Annotated in this window: 21 protein-coding genes and 1 riboswitch; of the genes, 12 read left to right on the top strand and 9 right to left on the bottom strand. The window is 45.2% G+C overall.

Going from position 1 to position 26,613, the window contains the following annotated elements; translation table 11 throughout:
- The first annotated feature begins 467 nt into the window (after positions 1-467).
- Positions 468-2,381, top strand: coding sequence for a molecular chaperone DnaK (gene dnaK, locus CWO08_RS15655; protein ID WP_019823919.1), 1,914 nt, complete (start codon positions 468-470; stop codon positions 2,379-2,381).
- A gap of 289 nt (positions 2,382-2,670) precedes the next feature.
- Positions 2,671-3,819, top strand: coding sequence for a molecular chaperone DnaJ (gene dnaJ, locus CWO08_RS15650; RefSeq protein WP_108020749.1), 1,149 nt, complete (start codon positions 2,671-2,673; stop codon positions 3,817-3,819).
- 103 nt (positions 3,820-3,922) lie between these two features.
- Here dnaJ and CWO08_RS15645 read toward each other — a convergent pair whose 3' ends face one another.
- The gene (locus CWO08_RS15645; protein ID WP_372450040.1) at positions 3,923-4,405 is read right to left on the bottom strand and encodes a type IV pilin protein; all 483 of its coding nucleotides are present in this window, start codon (positions 4,403-4,405) and stop codon (positions 3,923-3,925) included.
- A gap of 51 nt (positions 4,406-4,456) precedes the next feature.
- Between CWO08_RS15645 and CWO08_RS15640 the strand changes: the two genes are divergently transcribed.
- The 7 genes from CWO08_RS15640 (at position 4,457) to tadA (ending at position 11,385) form a co-directional block, all read left to right on the top strand.
- Positions 4,457-4,963 carry a GspH/FimT family pseudopilin gene (locus CWO08_RS15640; RefSeq protein ID WP_048657872.1) on the top strand — a complete coding sequence of 169 codons (507 nt, stop codon included), beginning with the start codon at positions 4,457-4,459 and terminating at the stop codon, positions 4,961-4,963.
- A complete protein-coding gene (locus CWO08_RS15635; protein ID WP_108020748.1) occupies positions 4,944-5,576 on the top strand; it encodes a PilW family protein in 633 nt (210 codons plus the stop codon). The genes CWO08_RS15640 and CWO08_RS15635 overlap by 20 nt, the downstream gene beginning before the upstream one ends.
- Positions 5,573-6,913, top strand: coding sequence for a hypothetical protein (locus tag CWO08_RS15630; protein ID WP_108020747.1), 1,341 nt, complete (start codon positions 5,573-5,575; stop codon positions 6,911-6,913). The genes CWO08_RS15635 and CWO08_RS15630 overlap by 4 nt, the downstream gene beginning before the upstream one ends.
- Positions 6,903-7,352: a prepilin-type N-terminal cleavage/methylation domain-containing protein gene (locus tag CWO08_RS15625; protein ID WP_048669197.1), complete on the top strand. Its 450-nt coding sequence runs from the start codon at positions 6,903-6,905 to the stop codon at positions 7,350-7,352. The genes CWO08_RS15630 and CWO08_RS15625 overlap by 11 nt, the downstream gene beginning before the upstream one ends.
- Before the next feature lie 298 nt (positions 7,353-7,650).
- Positions 7,651-9,213, top strand: coding sequence for an AbgT family transporter (locus tag CWO08_RS15620; protein WP_048657876.1), 1,563 nt, complete (start codon positions 7,651-7,653; stop codon positions 9,211-9,213).
- A 191-nt stretch (positions 9,214-9,404) separates the two neighbouring features.
- Positions 9,405-10,694: a hemolysin family protein gene (locus tag CWO08_RS15615; RefSeq protein WP_048657877.1), complete on the top strand. Its 1,290-nt coding sequence runs from the start codon at positions 9,405-9,407 to the stop codon at positions 10,692-10,694.
- A gap of 85 nt (positions 10,695-10,779) precedes the next feature.
- Complete coding sequence (gene tadA / locus CWO08_RS15610) at positions 10,780-11,385, top strand: tRNA adenosine(34) deaminase TadA (RefSeq protein WP_108020746.1); 606 nt, start codon at positions 10,780-10,782, stop codon at positions 11,383-11,385.
- Positions 11,386-11,447: 62 nt separating this feature from the next.
- On the opposite strand, the gene CWO08_RS24250 is transcribed toward tadA, so the two are convergent.
- Positions 11,448-11,579, bottom strand: a complete 132-nt coding sequence (locus tag CWO08_RS24250) for a hypothetical protein (protein ID WP_017059878.1) — start codon at positions 11,577-11,579, stop codon at positions 11,448-11,450.
- A 302-nt stretch (positions 11,580-11,881) separates the two neighbouring features.
- Positions 11,882-13,450, bottom strand: coding sequence for a membrane-bound lytic murein transglycosylase MltF (gene mltF / locus CWO08_RS15605; protein WP_102432255.1), 1,569 nt, complete (start codon positions 13,448-13,450; stop codon positions 11,882-11,884).
- 329 nt (positions 13,451-13,779) lie between these two features.
- Here mltF and purL point away from each other — a divergent pair, with 329 nt between their 5' ends.
- Positions 13,780-17,676 (top strand): phosphoribosylformylglycinamidine synthase, encoded by a 3,897-nt coding sequence (purL, locus tag CWO08_RS15600; RefSeq protein WP_108020745.1) that lies wholly within the window; start codon positions 13,780-13,782, stop codon positions 17,674-17,676.
- A 264-nt stretch (positions 17,677-17,940) separates the two neighbouring features.
- On the top strand, positions 17,941-18,474 hold the full coding sequence (locus tag CWO08_RS15595; RefSeq protein WP_008223831.1) for a DUF3332 domain-containing protein: 534 nt from the start codon (positions 17,941-17,943) through the stop codon (positions 18,472-18,474).
- A gap of 111 nt (positions 18,475-18,585) precedes the next feature.
- Here the strand turns inward: CWO08_RS15595 and dapD are convergent, their stop codons facing one another.
- A complete protein-coding gene (dapD, locus tag CWO08_RS15590; protein WP_108020744.1) occupies positions 18,586-19,617 on the bottom strand; it encodes a 2,3,4,5-tetrahydropyridine-2,6-dicarboxylate N-succinyltransferase in 1,032 nt (343 codons plus the stop codon).
- A gap of 503 nt (positions 19,618-20,120) precedes the next feature.
- On the opposite strand from dapD, the gene CWO08_RS15585 reads away from it, so the two are divergent.
- Positions 20,121-22,112, top strand: coding sequence for a bifunctional UDP-sugar hydrolase/5'-nucleotidase (locus tag CWO08_RS15585; RefSeq protein ID WP_102478362.1), 1,992 nt, complete (start codon positions 20,121-20,123; stop codon positions 22,110-22,112).
- A 134-nt stretch (positions 22,113-22,246) separates the two neighbouring features.
- Here CWO08_RS15585 and CWO08_RS15580 read toward each other — a convergent pair whose 3' ends face one another.
- From CWO08_RS15580 to CWO08_RS15560, 5 genes are all read right to left on the bottom strand, one after another.
- Positions 22,247-22,888 carry a MarC family protein gene (locus tag CWO08_RS15580; RefSeq protein ID WP_108020743.1) on the bottom strand — a complete coding sequence of 214 codons (642 nt, stop codon included), beginning with the start codon at positions 22,886-22,888 and terminating at the stop codon, positions 22,247-22,249.
- A 242-nt stretch (positions 22,889-23,130) separates the two neighbouring features.
- The gene (locus tag CWO08_RS15575) at positions 23,131-24,120 is read right to left on the bottom strand and encodes a GGGtGRT protein (RefSeq protein WP_108020742.1); all 990 of its coding nucleotides are present in this window, start codon (positions 24,118-24,120) and stop codon (positions 23,131-23,133) included.
- A gap of 21 nt (positions 24,121-24,141) precedes the next feature.
- Positions 24,142-24,834, bottom strand: a complete 693-nt coding sequence (locus CWO08_RS15570; protein WP_102432259.1) for an iron-sulfur cluster assembly scaffold protein — start codon at positions 24,832-24,834, stop codon at positions 24,142-24,144.
- 194 nt (positions 24,835-25,028) lie between these two features.
- A riboswitch (Fluoride riboswitch) is annotated at positions 25,029-25,113 on the bottom strand.
- A gap of 155 nt (positions 25,114-25,268) precedes the next feature.
- Positions 25,269-25,562, bottom strand: a complete 294-nt coding sequence (locus tag CWO08_RS15565; protein WP_008223840.1) for a YebG family protein — start codon at positions 25,560-25,562, stop codon at positions 25,269-25,271.
- 88 nt (positions 25,563-25,650) lie between these two features.
- Complete coding sequence (locus CWO08_RS15560; protein ID WP_048657887.1) at positions 25,651-26,547, bottom strand: LysR family transcriptional regulator; 897 nt, start codon at positions 26,545-26,547, stop codon at positions 25,651-25,653.
- Positions 26,548-26,613: the final 66 nt, after the last annotated feature.

Genomic DNA, 26,613 nt, shown 5'->3' with positions numbered 1-26,613 from the left:
GATTCTTTCCGCTATAGATTTAATCTGAGCTGAAACCCTGAGTAGATAAACGGAGCCCAAGTGGCTCCGTTTTTTATTGAGTGAGAAGATCACCTTATCTATTTTTACTCAACAAACGATAGTGCAGTCTGAATTGCTGTGTGAGGGGAGCCTCTTTGAGAGTCAGTTTACAGAAATAAGACTTTGCTACAAAAAAGGATAGTAGAGGGTGAATAAACCCAGTTATGGGACTTATATAGGCGGTAATGATATGTATTCGTGCCTAATCATTCCTTTTATTAAAATAAATGTAAAAAAATCCCTTTTCACCCTTGAAAAGGCTTCGTGAGCCCTTATCTATGGTGCATACGAAAGCAAATTACATTTGCACTTAAATTTTGTGTATTAGGGTTGAATCCCTGATTACCGCCCCCCACATATGTGGGTATAGCAAAAACTAATATAGATTATATTTCGGAGATAGCCTGATGGGTCGAATCATTGGTATTGATTTAGGTACTACTAACTCTTGTGTTGCTGTTTTAGACGGCGACAAACCACGCGTACTAGAAAATGCTGAAGGCGAACGCACAACAGCATCGGTAATCGCATACACTGACGGCGAGACGCTAGTTGGTCAACCTGCGAAACGTCAAGCAGTTACTAACCCTCAAAACACGCTATACGCAATTAAGCGTCTAATCGGTCGTCGTTTTGAAGATGAAGAAGTTCAACGCGATATCGAAATCATGCCTTTTAACATTGTTAAAGCTGATAACGGTGATGCATGGGTTGAAGCGCAAGGCCAAAAAATGGCTGCTCCTCAAGTATCTGCTGAAGTTCTTAAGAAAATGAAGAAAACAGCTGAAGACTTCCTAGGCGAAGAAGTAACTGGCGCAGTTGTTACTGTTCCTGCTTACTTCAACGATGCTCAACGTCAAGCAACTAAAGATGCTGGCCGTATCGCAGGTCTAGATGTTAAACGTATCATCAACGAACCAACTGCTGCTGCTCTAGCTTACGGCCTAGATAAGCAAGGTGGTGATCGCACTATCGCTGTATACGACCTTGGTGGTGGTACATTCGATATCTCTATCATCGAAATCGATGAAGTAGAAGGCGAGAAGACTTTCGAAGTTCTTTCAACTAACGGTGACACTCACCTTGGTGGTGAAGATTTCGATAACCGCATGATCAACTACCTAGTAGATGAGTTCAAGAAAGAGCAAGGTATCGACCTTAAAGCTGACCCACTAGCAATGCAGCGTGTTAAAGAAGCAGCAGAAAAAGCGAAAATCGAGCTTTCTTCTACTACTCAAACTGACGTAAACCTACCTTACGTTACTGCTGATGCGACTGGTCCTAAGCACATGAACATCAAAGTGACTCGTGCGAAGCTTGAGTCTCTAGTTGAAGACCTAGTTCAACGTTCTCTTGAGCCACTAAAAGTTGCTCTAGCAGATGCTGACCTATCTGTAGGCGAAATCACTGACGTTATCCTAGTTGGTGGTCAAACTCGTATGCCTATGGTTCAAGCTAAAGTAACTGAATTCTTCGGTAAAGAGCCACGTAAAGACGTGAACCCTGACGAAGCTGTTGCAATGGGTGCTGCTGTTCAAGGTGGTGTACTAGCTGGTGACGTTAAAGACGTTCTACTACTAGACGTTACTCCTCTATCTTTCGGTATCGAAACGATGGGCGGCGTGATGACTAAGCTTATCGAGAAAAACACAACTATCCCTACTAAAGCGGATCAAGTGTTCTCTACAGCTGAAGACAACCAAAACGCAGTAACTATCCACGTTCTTCAAGGTGAGCGTAAGCAAGCGACTTACAACAAGTCTCTTGGTCAGTTCAACCTAGAAGGTATCCAACCAGCACCACGTGGCATGCCACAAATCGAAGTAACATTCGACCTAGATGCTGATGGTATCCTGAACGTATCTGCTAAAGATAAAGCGACGGGTAAAGAGCAGAAGATCACTATCCAAGCATCAGGCGGCCTGTCTGAGGAAGAGATCGAAGCAATGGTACAAGAAGCAGAAGCTAACAAAGAAGCGGACAAAAAGTTCGAAGAGCTAGTAACTGCACGTAACCAAGCTGACCAAATGATTCACGGCACTAAGAAGCAAGTAGAAGAAGCTGGTGAAGCTCTACCTGCAGACGAGAAAGCTAAAATCGAAGCGGCTATCACGGCACTAGAAGAAGTTAAGTCTGGTAACGACAAAGAAGCTATCGACGCTAAAGTTCAAGAACTTATGCAAGCAGCTCAAAAGCTAATGGAAATTGCTCAACAGAAAGCTCAAGCTGAACAAGCTGGTGCTGACGCTGGTGAACAACCTAAGCAAGACGACGACGTGGTAGACGCGGAGTTTGAAGAAGTTAAAGACGACAAAAAGTAATTTTTCGTCGCTATAACACGTGATTTCTACGTCGAAGGTACTCACTTACATCCGTAAGCTCCGTGCTTTCTCCTTGAACTAACGTGTTTTAGCTTAGAAAAGTCGTTTTTCGATTTCTAAATATACGGGCGTTAGAGGTAACTCTCACGCCCGTAAATTTGTATTTAGACTTGTCGATCTAGATAATAGCTTTATTCGGCGTTTCAGCCGGCAGAACTTTTATCTAGATTGATACACAGACTACTGAAGTGATCATTCGGTAGTAGCAATTATTTTGGTGACCTAGAACATGTCAAAACGTGATTTTTACGAAGTATTAGGCGTAAGCCGCGATGCATCAGAGCGCGATATTAAAAAAGCGTACAAACGCTTAGCGATGAAATTCCACCCGGACCGTAACCAGGGTGACGAGACCGCAGCAGATAAGTTTAAAGAAGTAAAAGTAGCGTACGAGATCCTAACTGACTCTCAAAAGAAAGCAGCTTACGACCAATACGGTCACGCAGCCTTTGAACAAGGTGGCATGGGCGGCGGCGGTGGTTTCGGCGGCGGTGGCCAAGGTGACTTCGGCGATATCTTCGGTGACGTATTTGGCGACATCTTCGGCGGCGGTCGTCGTGGTGGCGGTCAACAGCGTGCACAACGTGGTTCAGATCTACGTTACAACATGGAGCTTTCTCTAGAAGAAGCGGTTCGTGGTGTTTCTAAAGAAATCGAAGTACCAACGCTTGTAGAGTGTGATACTTGTGATGGCAGCGGTGCGAAAGCGGGTTCTTCTGCACAAACGTGTGGCACTTGTCATGGCCACGGCCAAGTGCAAATGCGCCAAGGTTTCTTTGCGGTTCAACAGACTTGTCCTACGTGTAACGGTAAAGGCAAGATCATCAAAGACCCATGTAACTCATGTCATGGTCAAGGTCGCAAACAGAAGACGAAAACACTTAACGTTAAGATCCCTGCTGGTGTTGATACTGGCGATCGTATTCGTCTATCAGGTGAAGGCGAAGCGGGAGAGCAAGGTGCTCCAGCTGGCGACCTGTACGTACAAGTACACGTAAAAGAGCACAACATCTTTGAGCGTGACGGCAACAACCTTTACTGTGAAGTTCCAGTAAGCTTCTCTATGGCTGCTCTAGGCGGTGAAGTTGAAGTTCCAACACTGGATGGTCGTGTAAACCTTAAAGTGCCAGAAGAGACACAAACGGGCCGTATGTTCCGTATGCGTGGTAAAGGCGTGAAAGGCGTTCGTGGCGGCGGTGTGGGTGACTTAATCGTTAAGCTAGTGGTAGAGACTCCAGTTAAGCTAAGTTCTCGTCAAAAAGAACTACTGCGTGAATTCGAAGAAACATGTTGTGGCGAAGCGGCAAGCAAGCACAAGCCAAAATCTGAAGGTTTCTTCAGCGGCGTTAAAAGCTTCTTCGATGATCTAACTAAGTAATTAGATAGTGATTTGAAAATTTAAAAGCCTGCCAGTGTGCAGGCTTTTTTGTGCCTGTAGAAAGGGTAAAAGGGTAACGCGTGAGATTGATTGGCTTACCTCATTATTTCCAACACGCTTCTGGCTCTGAGATACCTGAGTGGTGCAATTCCAAAATATCAGTCGTCGAATCTAAACAGTCATCACTTGTCTGTGGTGCATGCGGCTCAGCCTGAATTGAATAGGTGCTGCTGCTTGCTGAGATAGCGAGCGTGTATCGGCTAGAATCGGTATCACAAAACAAGCATGTTCCTCCAGAAATAATATTCACTGCTGCCGACGCATAGTTTCCCGTGTATAGGGTTTCTATCTCCAGTTGTATTTTGGTCATGTCGGCCATCGCTGTAACTCGATGAGCCTTGGTAACATGGTTGGTATAACTTGGATAGGCAATGGCACCGAGTATCCCCACGATTACCACAGCCAGCAATAACTCGATCAATGTCATCCCTCTCATGCTTATGTTGTTGCTGTTGCATATATTTCTTCGAATCATCGCGAGTAGTTTCCTTTCATAACTCTGTCCATTCTTCTCTGGTGGTAGCATCGCTGCAAGATTAAATACGGTTACGCACTGAATTACATAGGAATTTGGGAAATGACTCGCGGGTTTACTTTATTAGAGCTGTTAGTAACGGTATCGGTGCTGTCGATACTGATAGCTGCGGCTGCCCCGAGTTTTAGTTCGGTTACTGAAACCGTCAAGATGCAGCGACTCGCCGGAGAGTTGAATGGCTTTCTTATTCAGGCCAAGTCTGAATCGGTTAAAAGGAATCAAGATCTTTGGGTGCATTTTTCTATGGATAAAAATGAGGAGCAATCAACAGGGGAATGGAGTCTGTTGTTGAAGCCGACCGAAGATCTCTCTGGCGAAACGCTGGTGATGTTATCGGGTCAACCGTTTCGAGATGTGTCGTTTTCTCACAACTATACGGGGGCGAGAATCAGCTTTGAGAGTGTCAGGGGGAGACCTGCCAGGGGCACGATCTATCTTTCTCCTAATGCATCTTCAACCGACCGTTTATTGATTAAGTTATCTAGTCCCCCAGGGCGAATTAAGGTTTGCGGCGAGTCGAGCGCTCTATATGGCTATTATGCGTGTTAAGCCGATTGTGGCTGCGCCTAGCAAGCAACGAGGCACATCATTGATTGAGTTAATGGTGGCGTCTGTGATTGGTATCTTCGCGATCTCGATCATGGGCAGTGTTTTTATCACCGGTCAGAGAACAGCTAAAGACAAAGGTATCGAGTTACTGCTACTACAAAACCTAACCAGCACAATGCAAGTGATGAAAGAAGATATTCAACGAGCGGGCTACGATGGATCTAATGGTTATTCAATCAAGTTGTCTGGCGCGACGGATACCATTCAAGTGAGCGGTGGTGTTTCCGTTGGTTTTGTTTACTTCCGAGAGGGTTCGAGCGCAAGTAAAGATCATCGAAATATCGTTTACAAAAAAAATGGAACCAAACTGCAAATATGTGAGAAGGGCACCACTGTATCAGAGGCAATTCCTACATTTCATGAGGTTACTGGATGTTACTCACTTTTCGATGACAACCTCATTGATGTTGATGAGTTCAGCATTAATTCCCAAGTATTAGAGCAGAACTCTATCAAGAGCACATTTACTGACATCAGTATCACAGCCTCAATTCCAACCGCAGGTGTTTCCAAATCGGTTTCGGTTTCCGTTAAACAAAGGAACTGGCAATGATGATATATAGAAAGCAGCGCGGCGTGGTGACCTTGCTGGTGACATCGGTTCTTTTAGTTGGAGCTTTAGTGGTGACGCTAGGCACGTATCGCAGTGTTTTTCATCAGGTCAAAGTTGCTCAAAACGAGGTTCAAGGCAGGCAAGAACATTGGCGTTCGGAAGGGGGGTTAGAATGTACTTATTCTTACTTACTTGAATTAGACAAGACTATTGCTGATATCAAAGACGTGAGTGCTCGCCCGGCGGATTTTGCAGATTGGTGCTCTCCTTATCAAAATCAGCCAGAAATCGAGATCTCCGATAGTGCAATTTCTAGTGCTTACATCGTAACGTCATCCTCAAACGCACAGTCACTTTTTAAGACAATAAAAGAAAGATCTCAGTTCGGCAGTGGGGCGATTCAGTCGACGGGGCCTATTGAGCTTATTGGTACCTTAAGCTTGAAGCCGACAGTAAAAGAAGACCCAATTAGCGGCAATGAATATGAGTGTGTCAGTGTCTCTTTTGCTGACCTGTTCACCTATCAATATAACGAAACTCATAGTAATTCAGGACAGGCATTGGGGTTAGAGGTTCTCGATCCTAGTGCTGATGGTCCATTTTCTGGCTTTGATGGTATATGCCATAGTGATTATAAAACGGAGATCCCGAAAGGTGCTTCCGGTAGCACTCATTCAATCTATGCCCCTGATTACTATCAAGGTACTAATCCACCGCCTTTCCAAAAAGACTTTAATCCAGATCCGAATATGAATCCGTTTTACACCTTTTTTGGTGTTGCTAAAACTGATCAAAACATTGTCGATTTATCACAAGATACGGATTTGTTTAAGCATGTTCAGCTATTGAATGCGACTGAGTGCGGCACTGAGATCATGGACCACTTCACTGCAGGGCAAACCAAGGGGCTGTGGATTGAAGGCAACTGCCATATCAACGCTGCGGTTGCGGCCACAATCAATCCGTCACAGCTGTTGGTTGTGCAAGATGGTGTGTTGGCCCTGAATGGAGCCATGGCTTACAACGGAGTGATTTATCATTTGGTCGATTATCAAAAGAGCCACGTGAAAAATCGAGTCGATGGTTTCTGGAATGCGCTCGCTGCTAATAACGTGTTTGCGCCTTTTATCAAAGATATTGATGAGGCCAGTGTCGTCAAAAAAAGTGTCGGGATTCAGTTTGCCTCTGGTTTACCTTCTGGTGGTCTTATTTTTGATTCCCCCTCGGGAGTGACGACCATAGTGGGCGATATGGACATGGATTTTCGTGCGGATTCGAACCCAAGTGACCCACCTTCAACGTACCAATGGCAGCGAGGTTCGTGGAATGATTTCTAAGAGTTCTGGCTTCAGTTTACTAGAGGTACTTATCTCTTTTCTGCTGATTGGCGTTGCGTCGTTAGGGCTGGTTAAATTACAGGTGTATGCGGAACAAAAGTCGGATCATGCGCTCCAGAGTGTCGAAGCTTTGCATTTTGCAGAAAGGCAGATGGAGCATTATCGAACTCGCGCGCTCAATGTTAGTGGCGCGGTAGGGCTTATTCCTTTTGAGGAACTAAATCAGTCGAGTTACTGTCTCAACATCGCGAGTTCAGATCCCTTATCCGGTTTATCTGGTTCTGTATATTCGATGACATGTGAAGTCACTAATGCGAGCGGAGCCTTATCTGGTGCCCTCAAAAACATTGTTGTCACAATTGCATGGCAAGATCGTATGAACCGCGCGCAAAGTATTTATCTCGAAACTATGCTCTCCAAATACAGTGAGTTTGACTGACCCCTAAGCAAACGTTTACTGCATGCCAAGGCTTACGCCACTCCTTTTACTGATAATTTTCACTCCTCGGACATTGTTTGCGTGCTAGTTAAAACTCTGTATATGGAATGGTGTTTTTTGTGTTTTTATATTGTTGTGGTTGTATGGTATTTTTGCAAAATATGTCTCCATTTATGGAAAATTAGATGGAATCTTGTGCTTTTTAATAACGACTTTAATAGAATATGTGCTGTACCAATAGGCCGTGGTCAAAACTTATATTAGGCCTAAACAAAACAACATCACATATGGAGTTACAATGAGTAACCAAGCCGTAAAAAAAGCACCATCGACTGAGAAAATCAGTGGAATGGACCGCTTTCTAAACTTCATTGAACGCGCCGGCAACAAAATTCCAGATCCAGCAATCCTGTTCTTCTGGGCTCTAGTTATTGTATGGGTAGCATCTGCACTTTTGTCGAACTTTTCATTCGACCTCATCAACCCTCAAACGGGTGCTGCTCTTGAAGTTAACAACCTACTTACTGGTGAAGCGCTTGCTAGCTTCCTAGCGAATATGGTTACTACGTTCACAGGCTTCGCACCTCTAGGCATCGTACTTGTTGCTATGCTAGGTGTTGGCGTTGCAGATTCTTCAGGCTTCATTACGACTGGCCTTAAGAAGATGCTTAATTTCACGCCAGCTAAGCTACTAACGCCAATGCTAATTCTTGTTGCTATCGTGTCTCACACAGCAGCAGATGCAGGTTACGTTCTCGTAATCCCTCTTGGCGGTATCATCTTCCACGCTGCGGGTCGTCACCCTCTAGCGGGTATTGCAGCAGCGTTTGCTGGTGTATCAGGTGGTTTCTCAGCGAACTTCATTCCTTCAGGTATTGACCCGCTACTAGCTGGTTTCACTCAAACAGCGGCAAACGTTCTTGACCCTGAATACGTGATTAACCCTCTAGCGAACATCTTCTTTACTGGCCTATCTTCAGTTCTTATTGTTGCTATCGGTTGGTACGTAACTGAGAAGATCATCGAGCCTCGCCTTGCTAACACGCCAGTTGATGAAGATGCAGAAGCAGCACCAGATCTTGGTACGTTCACTGCAATTGAATCTAAAGCATTCAAGTTTGCGGGTTGGGCTATGGTTGCAGGTATTGGTCTGCTTATCGCGGCTCTTATTCCTGAAAACTCAGCGCTTCGTTCGCCTGAAGGTGAGCTAACAGCATTCTCTGCACCAGTAATGAAGTCTATCGTTCCTCTTATCTTCATCCTGTTCATCATTCCAGGTATCGTCTACGGCCGTGTAGCGGGTACTTTCAAAAACAGCAATGACGTAATCAAAGCAATGTCTGAGACGATGGCAACGATGGGCGCATACATTGTAATGTCGTTCTTCTGTGCACAGTTCCTATCTGCATTCGGTCAATCAAACATCGGTACTATGCTGGCACTTTACGGTGCTGAAGGCCTGAAAGCGATGGACCTTCCTGGTGAAGCAACGGTTGTTGGTATGATTCTACTAACAGCTTCAGTTAACCTGCTTGTAGGTTCTGCTTCAGCTAAGTGGGCTCTTATCGGTCCAATCCTAGTTCCAATGCTAATGGTTGTGGGTATCTCTCCTGAGCTATCTCAAGCGGCTTACCGTGTAGGTGACTCAGTGTCTAACATCATCTCTCCACTAATGGTGTTCTTCCCACTGGTTGTTGTTTACTGTCAACGCTACGTTAAGTCCACAGGTATCGGTACTCTAGCTTCTCTAATGATGCCATTCTCGATTGCTATGCTAATCGGTTGGTCTATCTTCTTGCTAGCTTACTGGGCTCTTGGTATCCCACTAGGTATCCAAGCACCTTACACTTACACAATGTAAGATTGAACTAAGCAAAATTAAGCTTTATTCATTGCTAAGCCCGCACCGAAATATGCGGGTTTTTTTTTCGCTATTTTTTATATCTGAGACTTTTTATACCCAAAACTTTTTATATCCAAGGTAAAGGCACTCAGCTTATACTCCGGATTACGGCTAATTGTTGGCCGGTAAATTTAGGAAATCCAAGCCACATGAAGATTCTGCTTTTAGTAGGGTTAATTGTTTTAAATGGTCTGTTTGCCATGTCAGAGATTGCATTGGTAGCAGCAAAGAATAGTCGGTTGAAACGCTTAGCCGAAAAACACCGTTCCGCTCAGGTTGCGCTTGAACTCAAAGAAAACCCAACCCGCTTCCTCTCAACCATTCAAATCGGTATCACGGTAATCGGCCTGCTCAGCGGTATTGTGGGTGAGGCGACGCTATCGGCTCCATTGGCCGTTCAACTTGAACTGTGGGGATTAGACCCAACACAAGCGAATATCTTGTCTACCGCGGTTGTGGTGGTGGGTATTACTTATTTCGCTATCGTTGTCGGTGAGTTGGTACCAAAGCGTTTTGCTCAGTCTCAAGCTGAAAACATTGCTGTGTTAGTCGCGCTGCCAATCTTCTGGCTATCTAAAATCGCGACGCCGTTTGTATTTGCGTTGTCGGCTTCAACGGAAGGTATTCTTAAGTTGATGGGTCGAGGCGGTGAAGAAGATAGCGTGACTGAAGATGATATCCATGCACTGGTGAAAGAGGGCTCGGAATCGGGTGTGATTGAACGCGGCGAACAAGAGATGATTCGCAATATCTTGCAGCTTGATGATCGCCTTGTGAGCTCATTGATGACTCCGCGTCGAGACATCGATTTTCTGGATATCGATCAGCCTGTCGAGAATATCTTTAAGCAATTGCGTTCATCAAAGCATAGTGTGTTTCCATTGTGCCAAGATCACCTCAATAAAGTGGTCGGTACGGTGTCAGCCAAAGCCTTGCTGAATCAGGCGGGCAATCTAAGCATTCAAGTGATCATGGGGCTGTCTCGCTCGCCGATCTATGTTCCAGAATCGATGAAAGCTCTGCGTTTACTTGGCTACTTTAAAGAGTCGGGTACTGAGATGGCATTCATTGTCGACGAGTATGGCGATGTGCAAGGTCTTGTGACTCATTACGATATTCTTGAGGCGATTGCTGGTGAGCTATCGAATAACCCGAACGATCTTTGGACCGAGCAAGTGGAAGACGGTTTGCTGGTGGATGGATTGATTCCTATCAGTGAACTGAAAAACCGTTTAGAGCTATCGGATTTTGAGGGCGAAAGTGAGAGCTTCCAAACGTTGAATGGCCTTGTGACTTGGTTAATCGGGCGTTTACCGGATGCCGGCGAAGTTGTTCAATACCAGCAGTGGCAGTTTGAAATTATCTCTGTTGAGAACAATCGCATAGTGAGTATCAAGGCGACGCCAATAGTCGATGACACAGAAGATGCTAATAGCTAACAGTCAGATCAACCAACAAGCGGCAATGGTTCATTGTCTTTTGTTGTCTTAACCTCTTTATTGTTCATTATCACGAAGATTAGGTATGCTTCACCGCATACCTATTTTCGTTTTTATCCTATGTTTTTTGGAGTTCGCTTTGTCAGACCATCAATTCACCCCTCAAGATGAAATCTTCATGCGACGCGCCATTGAGGTTGCTAAGCAAGCAGAGAGTGAGGGAGAGGTTCCTGTGGGTGCTGTATTAGTGAAAGATGGGGAGATTATCTCTGAAGGATGGAACCGTTCGATTGGCAGCCACGATGCAACGGCACACGCAGAAATTGAAACCTTGCGTAAAGCCGGTCAAACCTTAGAAAACTATCGGCTACTCGATACCACTTTATATGTCACGCTAGAGCCTTGCCCAATGTGCGCAGGTGCCTTGTTACACAGCCGAGTAAAGCGCATTGTGTTTGGCGCCCCAGACTTAAAAGCGGGTGCTGCAGGTACAGTGTTGAATTTGTTTGAAAGCCAAGCCTCATACCACTATGCCGACGTCGAGCATGGTTTGTTAGAGGAAGAGTGCCGTGAACAATTACAGGCGTTTTTCAAGCGTCGTAGAAAAGAGATAAAAGAGAAGCGAAAGCAAGAACGTCTGTTGGAAGAGCAGCGTTTAGAAGCAGAGATGAAGGCTAGCAACAAGAAATAGCAGCGTGCTTTCGGCACTCTCAATCGCAAGAGTGCCAGCGCCAACCGACTTGGTTACTATATTTACTCAGCAATCATCTGCATGAAAGCGCGATTGCGCCAAATGATCTTCTTTTTATTATTTGAAAGCATACGCTTACGACGGTTTGCAGCAACGGTCTTATCAAGGCGTTTCGATTTCAGTTTCTTCATCATTTCAATGATTTCCTATTTGTCGTCTGACTTTTTAGTTTGGGCTAACGATTTAATTATAGTGTTATTCGTTTATTTGGCTTGTCGCGCGCTTGGCTTACCCAGAAGAGCAGCTCTAGCTAAACCCAGCACTGATGTGCAACAGAACGTAATTTTTGATTATGGTGTGCCGTTATAAAGTTCGATTGTTACTGCAATATGACACATCGAGTTTCATGGCCTTTTGTCGAGCTTGTTCTTTTTCGCGCAGTTATAAAAAGCACAATAAAAAAGAGCAATGCTTAATGGCATTGCTCTTTTAGTATCTACTGCGAAGGTTCCGAACTGCTTACTGTCGATTGAGCAGCACTAATGCTTGATTCAGCACCTGAGGTTTCTAAAGGCGGGATCACCACCAAACCTTCAAGGCTCGCTTCTTGCTCTTTATTGCGCTTATTCACATGGCCAATGATGCTCTGGTAATAACGGCGAATGTTCTCAACGTAATTCCTTGCTTCATCACCACGCGCATACCCATAACGAGTCTTACTGTAGTACTTCTTCTGTCTCAATAGAGGCAATCGGTCTTTTACATCGCCCCAAGCATCAGGATCTCCGCCTTGTGCTTTGGTTAAGCGTCGAGCATCCATCATGTGTCCGTAACCTACGTTGTATGAGGCTAGGGCAAACCAGATCTTTTCATGTTGTGTGATTGAATCTGGCACTCGGTTCACGATCCGACGCAGGTATTCAACACCACCTTGTACCGACTGTTTCGGGTCAAGACGGTTGGTTACACCAACACTCTTAGCAGTAGGCAGTGTTAGCATCATCATGCCTCGCACACCAGTTGGCGAGCGCGCAACAGGGTTCCAGTGTGACTCTTGGTATGCCAATGCAGCAATCAAGCGCCAATCAAACTCTTGCGAGTACTTCTGAAACAGCGGTGACCATTTTGGTAACTTGCTGTCCAGTGCACGGATAAAGGCACGAGTATCAACATAGTCAAAAGTACCGATGTGGCCGATGTATTTCTCTTCCAGTGAAGCGAGTTCACCAGACTGTTTTAGGTTACCGAAGAACTCAATCAACAGAGCATAAAGGCTTTCATCTTCAGACTTCTGCAAATACCAAGAGATAGGTTGGTCTTCTGTCAGTTCAAAAGCCAAAGCTACGTCTGGGTATAAACGTTGTGCAAGTGACAGCTCAATTGAGTCAGCCACAGTGAATAAGCGCTCCCCAGTCGAGACTTCTTTAAGCAGGTCGTTGATATCAGCATTGCCGACCGCATCATAGATAAAGTCATCGTGTGTTTTTTGCAGCTGCTTTAGTGTTGGCTCAAAGTGTGAGTCTTTCACTACAACCAAAGATGGCGTTAATGTGTCAGTAGACGCCGCCTCTTCTGATTCAGTTTGCGCTTTTACAAATTCAGCCTGACGCTCATTCTCGAAATTGATCAGTTGTTCAAGATTTCTTGGTCGCCACTGGCCTTTTTTGTATACGACCTGTTGGCTTACATAGTAATAAGCAGGTGCGGCACGATAAGCGCGTGTCAGTTTATTGTTTTGCGTTAAGCCGGTTGCGATAAGATCGATTTCGCCTTTCTGCAGGGCAGGGAACAGGCCAGACAAACGGTAAGCGGGTTTAACCTCAAGCTTTACACCAAGCTCCTGCGCAAATTCACGCGCTAATTCGTAATCCAAGCCAGCAGGGCCATCAGGACCGATGTAATAAGAGAGTTGGTTATTGAGGGTGCCGACACGAAGAACGCCACGATCTCGTATCTGCTCAAGGACACTTTTAGGTTCAGATTCAATCTGACATCCAGCCAACCCAAAGAGGGCGATGGCGAGCAGAAGGAACTTAGACGAAAAGATGAGCGTAAATTTAGGCATCAAAATGAAATCTCGAAAAGTGGAAGCCCCTTTATACCAAACCCCGCAAGGCTGGCAAAGTAGGTTTAATTAAACAGTTGTAAAAGTGGTGATAAATGCAGCAAAAGTACCATTTACGCAGAAAGATAAAAAAAATCACGCAAACGGTTGCTTTTGGTGTTACGTCACAAAAAGAAATGCTTTATAATGCGCTCGCATTGAAGAGGTGGAATCGGCATAGGTTTGGCAACCTTCGGGAATAGCTTCGAAGAAAACAGTTAGGTTGTTCCTATAACCCACTGAATTTATTCCAATACTACCTTAATCAACTGCATAAGAGACGTAAGCACATGAGAATTTTGCGTGGCTCCCCAGCTCTATCTGAGTTTCGTGTTAACAAGCTTTTAGAGCTTTGTCGTGAATTAAGCTTACCTGTAACAGGTATTTACGCTGAGTTTGCCCACTTTGCTGATCTAACGGCAGACCTAGATGAGTCTGAAGTTGAGAAGCTAGAAAAGCTACTGACTTACGGTCCAACGATTGAAGAGCATGAACCTGAAGGTTTACTGCTGCTTGCAACGCCACGCCCGGGCACTATCTCGCCTTGGTCTTCAAAATCAACAGATATCGCACACAACTGCGGGCTGGCTAAAGTGTCACGTCTAGAGCGCGGTACTGCTTTCTACATTGAAACCTCTTCTGAACTTTCTGAGCTTCAACTTGTTGAGCTGAAAGCGATTCTGCACGACCGTATGATGGAAGTGGTTTTCACTGACTTCGAATCAGCGGCGGCACTATTCACGGTTGCTGAGCCTGCTCCTTATGCGGAAGTTGATCTATTAACTGGTGGACGTAAAGCGCTTGAAAAAGCAAACGTTACCCTAGGTCTTGCACTTGCAGAAGATGAGATCGATTACCTTCTTGAAAGCTTCACTGAGAAGCTAGGTCGTAATCCGACTGACATCGAGCTAATGATGTTTGCACAAGCGAACTCAGAGCACTGTCGTCACAAGATCTTTAACGCTGATTGGACTATCGATGGCGTTAAGCAAGAAAAATCATTGTTCAAGATGATTAAGAACACCTTTGAAACGACACCAGAGCACGTTCTGTCTGCTTACAAAGATAACGCAGCAGTAATGACAGGTTCTGAAGTCGGTCGTTTCTTCCCAGATCCAAAAACTCGTCAATACAACTACCACCAAGAAAAAACACACATCTTGATGAAAGTTGAAACGCACAACCACCCAACGGCAATCTCTCCATGGCCGGGCGCATCGACAGGTTCAGGCGGTGAAATCCGTGATGAAGGCGCGACGGGTATTGGTGGTAAGCCAAAAGCGGGTCTTGTGGCGTTCTCTGTATCTAACCTTAAGATCCCGAACTTCGTTCAACCTTGGGAGACAGACTTTGGCAAGCCAAGCCGTATCGTTACTGCTTTGGATATCATGCTTGAAGGTCCTCTTGGTGGCGCGGCGTTCAACAACGAATTTGGTCGTCCAAACCTACTTGGCTACTTCCGTACTTACGAAGAGAAAGTTAACTCTCACGCTGGTGAAGAAGTACGTGGTTACCACAAGCCAATCATGCTGGCTGGTGGCCTTGGTAACATCCGTGATGAGCACGTTCAGAAGAAAGAGATCCCAGTAGGCGCAAGCCTAATCGTTCTTGGTGGTCCTGCGATGAACATCGGCCTTGGTGGCGGTGCGGCATCTTCAATGGATTCGGGTTCTTCTTCTGAAGATCTAGACTTCGCTTCTGTACAACGTGAAAACCCAGAAATGGAACGTCGTTGTCAGGAAGTTATCGACCGTTGTTGGCAGCTAGGTGATGCGAACCCAATCGCATTTATCCACGATGTGGGCGCTGGCGGTATCTCCAATGCACTTCCTGAGTTAGTAGACGACGGTGAGCGTGGCGGTATCTTCAACCTACGTGACGTGCCAAACGATGAACCGGGTATGAGCCCTCTTGAGATCTGGTGTAACGAATCTCAAGAGCGTTATGTAATGGCGGTTGCTGACGAAGACATGGCAACGTTCGACGCAATTTGTAAGCGTGAACGCGCACCATACGCAGTGGTTGGTAAAGCAACGGAAGAGCGTGAACTTAAACTTGAAGATTCACACTTCGACAACACGCCAATCGACATGCCAATGGACATCCTTTTAGGTAAAACACCTAAGATGCACCGTGATGCGAAAACGCTAAAAGCGAACAACCCAGCGATTGACCGTTCTGGTATCGAAATGAACGAAGCGGTTGACCGTGTTCTTCGTCTACCAACAGTCGCTGAGAAAACATTCCTTATCACTATCGGTGATCGCTCGGTAACTGGCCTTGTGGCTCGTGACCAAATGGTTGGCCCATGGCAGGTTCCTGTTGCTAACTGTGCTGTAACTGCGGCAAGTTACGACTCTTACCACGGTGAGGCGATGTCTCTTGGTGAGCGTACGCCAGTGGCACTACTAGACTTCGGCGCATCTGCTCGTCTAGCGGTTGGTGAAGCAATCACAAACATCGCAGCGACCAATATCGGCGATATCAAACACATTAAACTGTCGGCTAACTGGATGTCTCCAGCGGGTCACCCTGGTGAAGATGCAGGTCTTTACGAAGCGGTGAAAGCAGTTGGTGAAGAACTATGTCCAGCGCTAGGTCTAACTATCCCTGTGGGTAAAGACTCAATGTCGATGAAGACTAAGTGGGAAGAGAATGGCGAGCAGAAAGAAGTAACGTCTCCGCTATCTCTTGTTATCACTGCGTTCGCACGTGTTGAAGATGTTCGTAAGACGATTACGCCTCAACTTCGCACTGACAAGGGTAATACAAGCCTAGTTCTTATCGACTTAGGTAACGGCAAAAACCGTATGGGTGCTACAGCACTAGCGCAAGTTTACAAGCAGCTTGGTGACAAGCCAGCAGACGTAGACAACGCAGCACAACTAAAAGGTTTCTACGAAGGCGTTCAAGCACTTGTGGCTAACGACCAAGTTGTCGCTTACCACGATAAAGGCGACGGTGGTCTATTCGTAACGCTAGCTGAAATGGCGTTCGCAGGTCACTGTGGTGTTAACGCTGATATTGCAGCGCTAGGCGAAGACACACTAGCAGCACTATTCAACGAAGAGCTAGGTGCGGTAATCCAAGTTCGCAACGACGACCTAGACGCAGTTCTTTCTACTCTTGCAGCAAATGGCCTAGAAGCGTGTTCACACGTAATTGGCTCTGTTGAAGCATCTGACGAGGTAGTGATTAAGTCAGGCGCAGACGTTGTAATCCAACGTAACCGTACTGAACTACGTACTATCTGGGCTGAGACAACGCATAAGATGCAAGGTCTACGTGATAACCCAGCATGTGCTGACCAAGAGCACGAAGCGAAGAAAGACAACTCAGACCCAGGTCTGAACGTGAAACTAAGCTTCGACGTAAATGAAGATATCGCTGCACCGTTCATCAACACTGGTGCTAAGCCTAAGATGGCGATTCTACGTGAGCAGGGTGTTAACTCTCACGTGGAAATGGCAGCAGCATTCGACCGTGCAGGTTTCGAAGCGACTGATATTCACATGAGCGACATCCTAACGGGTCAAGCAGTACTAGAAGAGTACAACGGCCTTGTGGCATGTGGAGGCTTCTCTTACGGTGACGTACTAGGCGCTGGTGAAGGTTGGGCGAAGTCGGTTCTGTTTAACGATTCGACGCGTGACCAGTTTGAAAACTTCTTTAAGCGTGAAGATACCTTCTCTCTAGGTGTGTGTAACGGTTGTCAGATGTTGTCTAACTTACGTGAACTTATCCCGGGTGCTGAGTACTGGCCACGCTTCGTTCGCAACGAATCAGAGCGTTTCGAAGCTCGTTTCAGCCTAGTTGAAGTTCAGAAGTCAGATTCTGTCTTCTTCAACGGCATGGAAGGTTCTCGTATGCCAATCGCAGTTTCTCACGGTGAGGGCCGCGTAGAAGTGCGTGACAACGACCACCTAAACGCGATTGAGAACTCAGGTACGGTTGCACTACGTTACGTTGATAACAACGGTAACCAAACGCAGCAATACCCGAACAACCCGAATGGTTCGCCAAACGCTATCACTGGTTTAACGACTACAGACGGCCGCGTGACTATTATGATGCCGCACCCAGAGCGTGTATTCCGTACGGTTGCAAACTCTTGGTCTCCAGAAGGCTGGGGTGAGAATGGCGCTTGGATGCGTATGTTCCAAAACGCACGTAAGAATGTGGGTTAATCACTTTCTTACTAGCCGCATTAATCTAGGCTAGGTTATGCAAAAATGAAAAGCGCAGATCGAAAGGTCTGCGCTTTTTTATTTCCTAAGATTTAGGAACCGGTGCGAAACAATTGAGGTTTGCAGTTTGCTGTTCTAAAAATCTCCACTACGCTAAATGTTATGGAATCAATTTGTTAGGCGAATAATTCTTGCACTCGAGCAAGGAAAGCTTCGTTCGGCTATGCAAAAACTGAATCAATCATCGTGGCATAAGAGGGATCTATGAAAACAACAATTACAAAAGCCGTTGCAGTGGCAGCGATTGTTATGTCGTTAGCTGGGTGTGTAGGTAGTAACGCGGTTACTGGGAAATTAATGAAGTTCAACGTCGAGGTGGTAGATAACCGTTACGCTCGTGCGGGCGTCAACTTCTTGCTTGCTCCGGTTTACGCACTAACCACCGCAGCCGATTACATTGTCTTTAACTCAATCGAATTCTGGGCGGGTAAAAACCCACTCACAGGCGCGCCTCACATCTTTGACAGCAAAGTCGATACCATGATTGATGTGAACGACAGCCTTGATGATTCACTAAAAGAGGCCCCACTTGGTTTCAATAATCGTCAGATCGAATGGGGTGAGATGCAGCAAATTGATGAGAACACGATTCGTATGGACATCACTTACAACGATGGTCAGAAAGCCGTTCTTACAGGTGTTCGTGATGGAGACAAGGTCAGCTACTACATGGATGGCACGCTAGTATCAGAGACCTCTATTCAAGCGCTTGAACAGCTAGCCGCAGAGAAAGCGTAACCCTTTCAGCTAGAGACTAATAAAAGAAAAGCCGCTGGATTTAACCCCAGCGGCTTCGTATTTTCTAGCATCTAGCATCTAGCATCTAGCATCTAGCATCTAGCGCTTAAATTAGTTGTTGCTGTGTAGCTCGCTGTTCAGTTCAACAGCAGACTTGTTCGCTAGACATTCAATTTGACCAGTGATCGAGTTGCGACGGAACAGAAGATCAGAAACGCCAGCTAGGTCGCGAGCTTTGATGATTTCTACTTCGTTGCCTTCTTTATCTAGCATGCGAACTTTAGTACCCGCAGTCACGTAAAGGCCCGATTCAACAGTACAACGGTCGCCCATTGGGAAGCCAAGACCTGCGTTTGCGCCTAGTAGGCAGTTTTCGCCGATAGAGATAACCATAGTACCGCCACCAGACAAAGTACCCATGATAGAAGCGCCGCCGCCGATGTCTGAACCGTTACCTACAACAACACCTGCTGAGATACGACCTTCAACCATGCTTACACCAGTAGTACCTGCATTGAAGTTGATGAAGCCTTCGTGCATAACCGTTGTGCCTTCGCCCACATGTGCGCCAAGACGAACGCGAGAAGTATCAGCAATACGAATACCTGTTGGTACCACGTAATCCACCATTTTAGGGAACTTGTCTACGCAATCTACAGATAGAGCGCGACCTGCAAGGCGAGCTTCGATTTGACGCTCAGCTAGTTCAGGAAGATCGATTGGGCCTTCGTTTGTCCATGCGATGTTGTGCAGTAGGCCGAAGATGCCGTCTAGTACCGTACCGTGCGGTTGAACTAGGCGGTTAGAGATAAGTTGTAGCTTAAGGAAGCCTTCAGCAACTGATGCTGGCTTCTCGTCAGTCGCTAGAACAACAAGAACAAGTGGCTGCTCAGATGCTGCTGCTTTTTCTGCGAAAGATGCGCTTGCTGTCTCGCCGTTTGCTGCGAATGCTTTCGCTAGTTCCGCGCTCTGTGCAGCAGAGATTTCGATAGCTTGGTTGCCTTCAGTGTAACCTGATACTTCAGCCACAGCCGCAACAAGAGCGTCACTTGGGTTTAGAAGTGGGTTAGGGAAGAACGCTTCAATGATTTTATTGTCGCGGTTTTTGGTTGCCGTACCGAAGGCTAGTGAAAAGTAAGCCATGTTGAATCTCCATGTGTTGAGTCTTGATTTGCTATTTTATAACAGCGGCTCGAATAACCTGCGCTGTCGTTAGCAAAGTTAATTTAATTGCGTTCATCATAAAGAGAGCGCCCTCGTTATGAAAGGGCGCATCGGGATAAAGTCTGTAAAATGATATTGCTTGTCTTTTGAGAGATGTTTTTCATTATCCGGATATTACTCTCTGAGCTTATTGTATTGATCATTGCTTAAGCTGCTTTGCACCGCTCCATTCTCATCCCAAATCTGCACTTAGAAAGAAGTCTCTTGTTCGCTATATCAATAGAGCCAGTCACAAATTCTTTATAAATATCTGTTTAGTATCGGAATTAATCGAGTTCTGTTGATTAATCGCTTGTGCCTACAGTCCGAGTAATTACTCAGTTTTTCCGCTGTGTAATTAAGATAGCGATCACTAAAACACTTAAGGATATAAGTATATTTCCAGCCATAACGACATTAAAACGATTAATAAAGGATCTTCTATGAATTTTACTAAGTCTTTACTGGTGCTCTCTATCGGCGTAGCGATGGTTGGTTGTGGCTCGGACAGTGACGATATTATTGTTCCCGATATGACATTGCGCATAGCACATGTGAATGACACTCACTCAAATTTTGATCCTGTAAAATCCAGTTTTACTATGGGTGCTGATGGCAAGAAGGTTTATAACGAATTTGGCGGCTATCCTCGCCTATTGAAAGCCGCTGACGATATCAAAGCAGGGGCTAAAGCAGACAAAGAACCTTTGTTATTCTTGCATGGTGGTGATGCATGGCAAGGTACCGCTTACTTTAAGCTAAATGAAGGTGCTGCAAACGCAGACTTATTGTCCCAGATGGGGTTAGATGCAATGGTACTTGGGAACCATGAATTCGACTTAGATACCGACAAGCTCGCATCGTTCATCAATACGGTTAGTTTTCCGATATTAGCAAATAATATGGATGCATCAAAAGATCAGTCTTTAAGTAATGTAGATAATTTATATCCTTATCAACTGTTTGCATTTGAAGGCTCAGAAAAAAGAGCAATTACCTCTGTTTCTGATGCAAGTGATGATGAGAAAGTTGTTGCGGTAATCGGTGTTGTTTTGGGGGATATGCCAACGATAGCTACCGGGACTGGTGATGTGACATTTAGTGACCAAATTACAGCAACTCAAGCCACTATAAATGATTTAAAAACCAAGGGTGTGAATAAAATCATTGTTCTATCACATATAGGAAATGCTGCCGATAAGGATCTAGCTGCCAATACAACGGGTATCGATATTATTGTTGGCGGTCATTCTCATACTTTACTTGGTGATTTTACCGACCTTGACCAAGGTAATAATGGTATTTACGCCGAAATGATCCCGCAAAAAGATAAGGCACAAAATACTTGTGTGGTTCAAGCTGGTCAGTATGCCGAAGCTATCGGAGACGTTGATGTAGCATTTGATATAAATGGCAACCTCCTATCATGTGTTGGGAATAATACTTTATTATCAAATGATGAGTTTTATCATGATTCTCATCGAGAACATCAAATGGTTAGCTCTGATAAAGATGATGTAACTTCGTTTATTGATGATAACGATAAAATCACGATTAAAAATGAAGATGTTGATTTAAGAACCCGTATCGACGCGACTTATAAGCCTGCTCTTGAAGCTGCATATGGTGATGTTGTTGCAGCCGCACCGACTGAAATCAGTCATGAGCGTCGTCCTGGTGATGCTGGAACAGATGTGCACGGTTCTGATGTTGCACCTATGATAGCTCAAGGTATGATTTATTGGGCAAATCAAGCGTCGGTAGCAACTGTTACCGGTAAAAATGTCCAGATTGGTTTGGTGGGAGCTGGTGGTGTTCGAACGGATATCGCGTCAGGTGATTTCAGGGAAGGTAACGCTACGCTAGAATTATTACCATTCTCGAACTACCTGTCGATTTTAACAGTGAAAGGCGAGGTGATTCGAAACCTTATTGACAGCACAATTGAGCCGACGCTTGCTGAAGGTGCTCATGCTGGTAAGTTCCCGTATGTATCGGGTATGCGTTACACGTTTACAGAAGATGTGAAAGGTGTATCAGGTACAGTTACGAATCTAGAGGTAAATACTGGAACAGAAGTAAACCCAGTATGGGCGACAATGAACGATGCCGCTGACTACACTGTTATCGTTAATAACTATAATGCAAGCGGTAGTGATGGTTGGAATGTATTAGGCGATGCTCAATTAACATCAACAGATCGTCAAGACATAGTTATTTCAGGCGATAGTTTTAAAACTTACAAAGTTAACAACTTGTCATACGATGGAAGTACCGAGAAGTATAGCGTCATCTATGACGGTGGTATTAAACCATGTGCGGAAGGCTCAGGTGACATATGTAATACTGATGCTGAATCATTTATCTCTTGGGCTGAGCATAAGAAAGTACTAGAACCACTAGGGTTTGAAACAACAACGATGGAATATAAATAGTACTGATACCGCACTTGTCGGAGCGTTATTTATTGTTATTCAAAGCCTTAAAAGACAAGGGTATAGATTAACAGTAAAAGAAAATAGCCAGCGAATCGCTGGCTATTTTTGTTTTAGATTTTTGTAGTCTGAGCTTAAACAAACAGCGCCTTATGAGCTTGTTCAATACCTTCAATCAACATCTGCGTACCGATTACCGCTAGTATCAAACCCATCATTCGAGTAATCACATTCAGTGCACTTGGCCCAACGGCTTTCACGAAGCGTTCGCCGAATACAAATAATACATAGGTTAAAGTACACAGTAGACCAAAGGCGACGATGGTGATGATGGTCTCGTAAATCCCCTCGGTACTGGCAAAGTTCATCGCAGTGGCAATGGTGCCCGGGCCGGCCAGTATTGGCATAGCTAAAGGTGAAACTGCGATACTTAGCGCCGCGTCTCGTTGGGCATCTGAGTTGACCTTCTCTTTCGCTTTGGCGTGTGTTGAGTCGCCTTGTAGCATGTGAAAGCCAATCAAAAAGACCAGAATACCGCCCGTGATACGCAGTGCGTAAAGCGTGATACCAAAGAGGTCAAAGATCAGTTTGCCAGAGAGTGCAAACGTACTGACGATGACGAATGCGATAAACACTGAACGGAAGGCGATGGACTTGACCGTTTCCCTGTCATTGTCACCGGTTAATCCAAGAAAGATTGGCGTATTAGCGATTGGGTTCATGATGGCAAAAAAGCCCATGAACACGGTAATGGTATGAATGATGAGCTCTTTCATATTATTCCTTTGAAAAGATGCAGTTAAATACTAATGGCTAGTGTATTTAATCTTAGATACAAATAATTATTAGAAATAGATAGTAGAGCAAGTGTGAATAAAAAACAGCCAGCATAAGGCTGGCTGTTTGATTTTAGTGATAGGTGTAGAGTTTTGGTTGCGCGTTATTGCGAGTTTCTCAATTATTAAGCTCGACACAACTGCCTCTATACAACAGGCCGACGGTGGAGATCGTTTTGGCGCTATGCGTTTTGAGATTCACTCACAGCGACAGCCAATGCAACTGTAGCACCGACCATTGGATTGTTACCCATGCCGATGAAGCCCATCATGGCGACGTGAGCTGGAACAGAAGAGCTACCTGCAAATTGAGCGTCAGCGTGCATTCTGCCCATGGTATCTGTCATGCCGTAAGACGCTGGGCCTGCTGCTACGTTATCTGGGTGTAATGTTCGACCTGTACCGCCGCCTGAAGCTACTGAGAAGTATGGCAAACCTTGGCGAGTACGTTCTGCTTTGTAGATACCCGCTACAGGGTGTTGGAAGCGAGTAGGGTTGGTTGAGTTACCCGTAATACTGACATCCACTTCTTCTCTGTGCATGATAGCCACACCTTCACGTACATCATCAGCGCCGTAACACAAGATGTCGCCGCGAGGGCCTTGTGAGAAACGGCGACGTTCAGTTTCAACAAGTTCACCTGTTTGGTAATCGTATTTAGTGCGCACGTAAGTGAAGCCGTTGATGCGCGAGATAAGATAAGCCGCATCTTTACCTAGGCCATTTAAGATCACTTTCAATGGTGTTTTGCGTGATTTATTGACGTTCAGTGCAATCTTGATTGCTCCCTCTGCAGCAGCAAAAGACTCATGGCCAGCAAGGAAAGCAAAGCAGTGGCTCTCTTCATTTAGTAGACGTGCAGCCAGTGCGCCATGGCCGATACCGACTTGACGTTGCTCCGCAACACTACCGGGTTTGGTGAATGCTTGAAGACCTTCACCAATAATATTCGCTGCTTGTTCAGCGTTGTTCGCTTTACGGAACAGAGCCAATGCTGCACCAAGAGTGTAGGCGTCAGCGGCGCTTTCAAAAGCGATAGGTTGAGTGTCCATCACCAGCGCTTTTGGATCAACGTTGTGGGCTTTACAGTATTGGTCAGCTTGCTCCAAAGAGTCGAAGTTCATTTCTGCCAATACGCGAGTTACTGATTCATTAAATTGAGTGTTCATCATATCTTTCCTCTAAATTGGCAATTAGTGTTGGCGTGGGTTAATCGTGGTCACGGCTTCATCGAAGCGGCCATAGGTCCCTGTCGCAAGGTCGGCCGCTTCATTCGCTGGCACGCCTTGGTTAATCGCCTTCATCATTTTGCCGAGGTTGAGATATTCGTAGCCAATCACTTCGCTGTGATCATCAAGTGCAAGCTTGGTCACGTAACCTTCTGCAAGCTCTAGGTAACGTACGCCTTTTGCAGCGGTTGAGTAACTGGTACCCACTTGGCTGCGCTGTGTTTGACCTAAGTCTTCTAATGCAGCGCCAATTTCTAGACCACCTTCAGAGAAAGCTGATTGAGTTCGACCGTAAACAAACTGCAGGAAGATTTCACGCATGGCTACGTTAATAGCGTCACATACTAAGTCTGTATTAAGTGCTTCTAGGATAGTTTTTCCGGTGAGGATTTCAGCGGCCATCGCGGCTGATTGAGTCATGCCTGAACAACCAATCGTTTCGATTAGTGCTTCTTCGATGATGCCGTTTTTTACGTTAAGAGTCAGTTTTGCAGCACCTTGTTGTGGTGCACAAGTGCCAACACCGTGGCTTAAGCCAGAAATAGCGATGACATCTTTTGGGCTAACCATTGCGCCTTCAACTGGAATTGGAGCTGAATTGTGAAGGTCACCCCTTTGAATAGGGCACATTGATTGAATTTCTGAAGAGTAGTGCATAATGTTTTCTCACTTGTAGAGCCATTTAAGACCTAGGGCGTTGAGAAAACAGGACGTGTTGGAAGAGGTGCGGCTAATTCACTACAGATCTTGAGTATCGATAATCCAAAGGTGTCATGGGTCTTGGTCTCAATAGACTAAGTCCATTTCAAAATGGAGGAATAGCGATACATCCAACAGTATTACCTGTTTTCGATTCTGTAGGAGTCATTAGCACTGTTCGAAAAGAACGGGCGGTTGAAGCAAAAGCTTAGGTGGAACCCCATCACCTGATGGCTATAGATTAGATCTTTATCACACTTTTGTGCAAGCGAATGTTTAGAGCGATTTCGACTATAAACAAGCTTCATTATATTTCGAAAAGTATAAAAAAACGCCAATAACGAACTCTGATTAGAGGCGTAATTGACGTTTTTTAAAAAGTTATCAGCTAGTTAAGCTGCATCTTCTTCTGCGTCTTCAACAGCTTCAAGCTTCTTAGCTTTTTTCGGAGCTGGCTTACGCTTAGCACCTAATGCGTAAAGAACTTCTTCTTTGTTCTTCGCTAGGTACATTGCAAGTTCTTCTTGCTTGCCTTCATCTTCAACTAAATCGCTTTTGCCTAACAGTTCAAAAAGCTCATCAGCCATATCCAGCATTTTGTCGTATGCGTCAGCTTCGGCTTTAGAGGTAAAAGTCATTTTCTCTTCTCCGTTGCGTTCCACCACGTACTTGACGATAACAGCCATGGTTAATCCTCTAAGTTTGATAAATTTTACTGGCTTTTTATACAGTTTCTGATGTTAAAAGTCCAGTTGGAGCCCCAACTATGCGGCCTCAATCTTGATGTGTAGCCCAGTCTTCACAATAACTCATGAAAGATTTCAGCAGCGGGCTCTGGTATTTGTCTTTATGTACCAGCATCCAGAAACGTCGTTTCATGTCGAGTGGCACATCGAGCGCTTTCACCCGGCCTGAATCAATCGCTCGTTGCGCCGCCAATCGTGATAAACACGCGAATCCAAGATTGGCAGAAACCGAATTGATGATCGCCTCTGTCGTGTTGAGTTCAAAAGATTCATACCAGTGTTCGATACGTGGTGCGACGGCACGAAGGAAAAACTCGCGAGTCCCTGAGCCTGATTCACGTAGAATCCAATGGCTGCCTTCTAAATCGCTTAAAGTTACTTTTTCTTTTGAAACGAGAGGATGTTGATTACTAACAATAATACACATTTCATCGCTGCTAAACTGACTCGAAATGAGTTCAGGGTGTAATGTTTTTCCTTCAATTAGCGCGATATCAAGTTCATAATCCACCAACTTTTGACAGATCAGTGCACTGTTTGAAATGAACAAGCTTTGATCCTGGTGCTGAGTTCGTTCACGAAAACCTGACAAAATAAACGGTGCGACCTGATTACCAATCGTGTCACTCGCGCCGACCTTTAAATTGCCACTTAAAGGCTGGTCGTCACGGAACAAAACATCAATACCCGCGGCTCGGTGAAGTATTTCATCAGCCAAAGGAAGTAACTTATGTCCCTCTTGGTTGAGAATTAATCGGTTGTTGACCCGGTCAAATAGAGAGTGGCCGAGTTGTTTCTCCATTTCGCCTAGTGCCATGCTGACCGCAGCTTTAGACAAAAACAGCGCTTCTGATGCTGCGGTAAGCGTCGAATGCTGGGTAATGGTGACAAACACTTTGAGTTGTTTAATTGAAATATTAGCCATCAGATTCCTAGTTTTGCTCTGCTGGTGAAAACGGGTTCTGTTCAGTATTGATGAACACTTGTTATA

The sequence above is a fragment of the Vibrio sp. 10N.286.48.B8 genome (assembly GCF_003050085.1).
GTDB lineage: Bacteria > Pseudomonadota > Gammaproteobacteria > Enterobacterales > Vibrionaceae > Vibrio > Vibrio crassostreae.
Note: the sequence above shows the minus strand (reverse complement) of the source record. Positions and strands in the feature narration are given on the sequence as shown.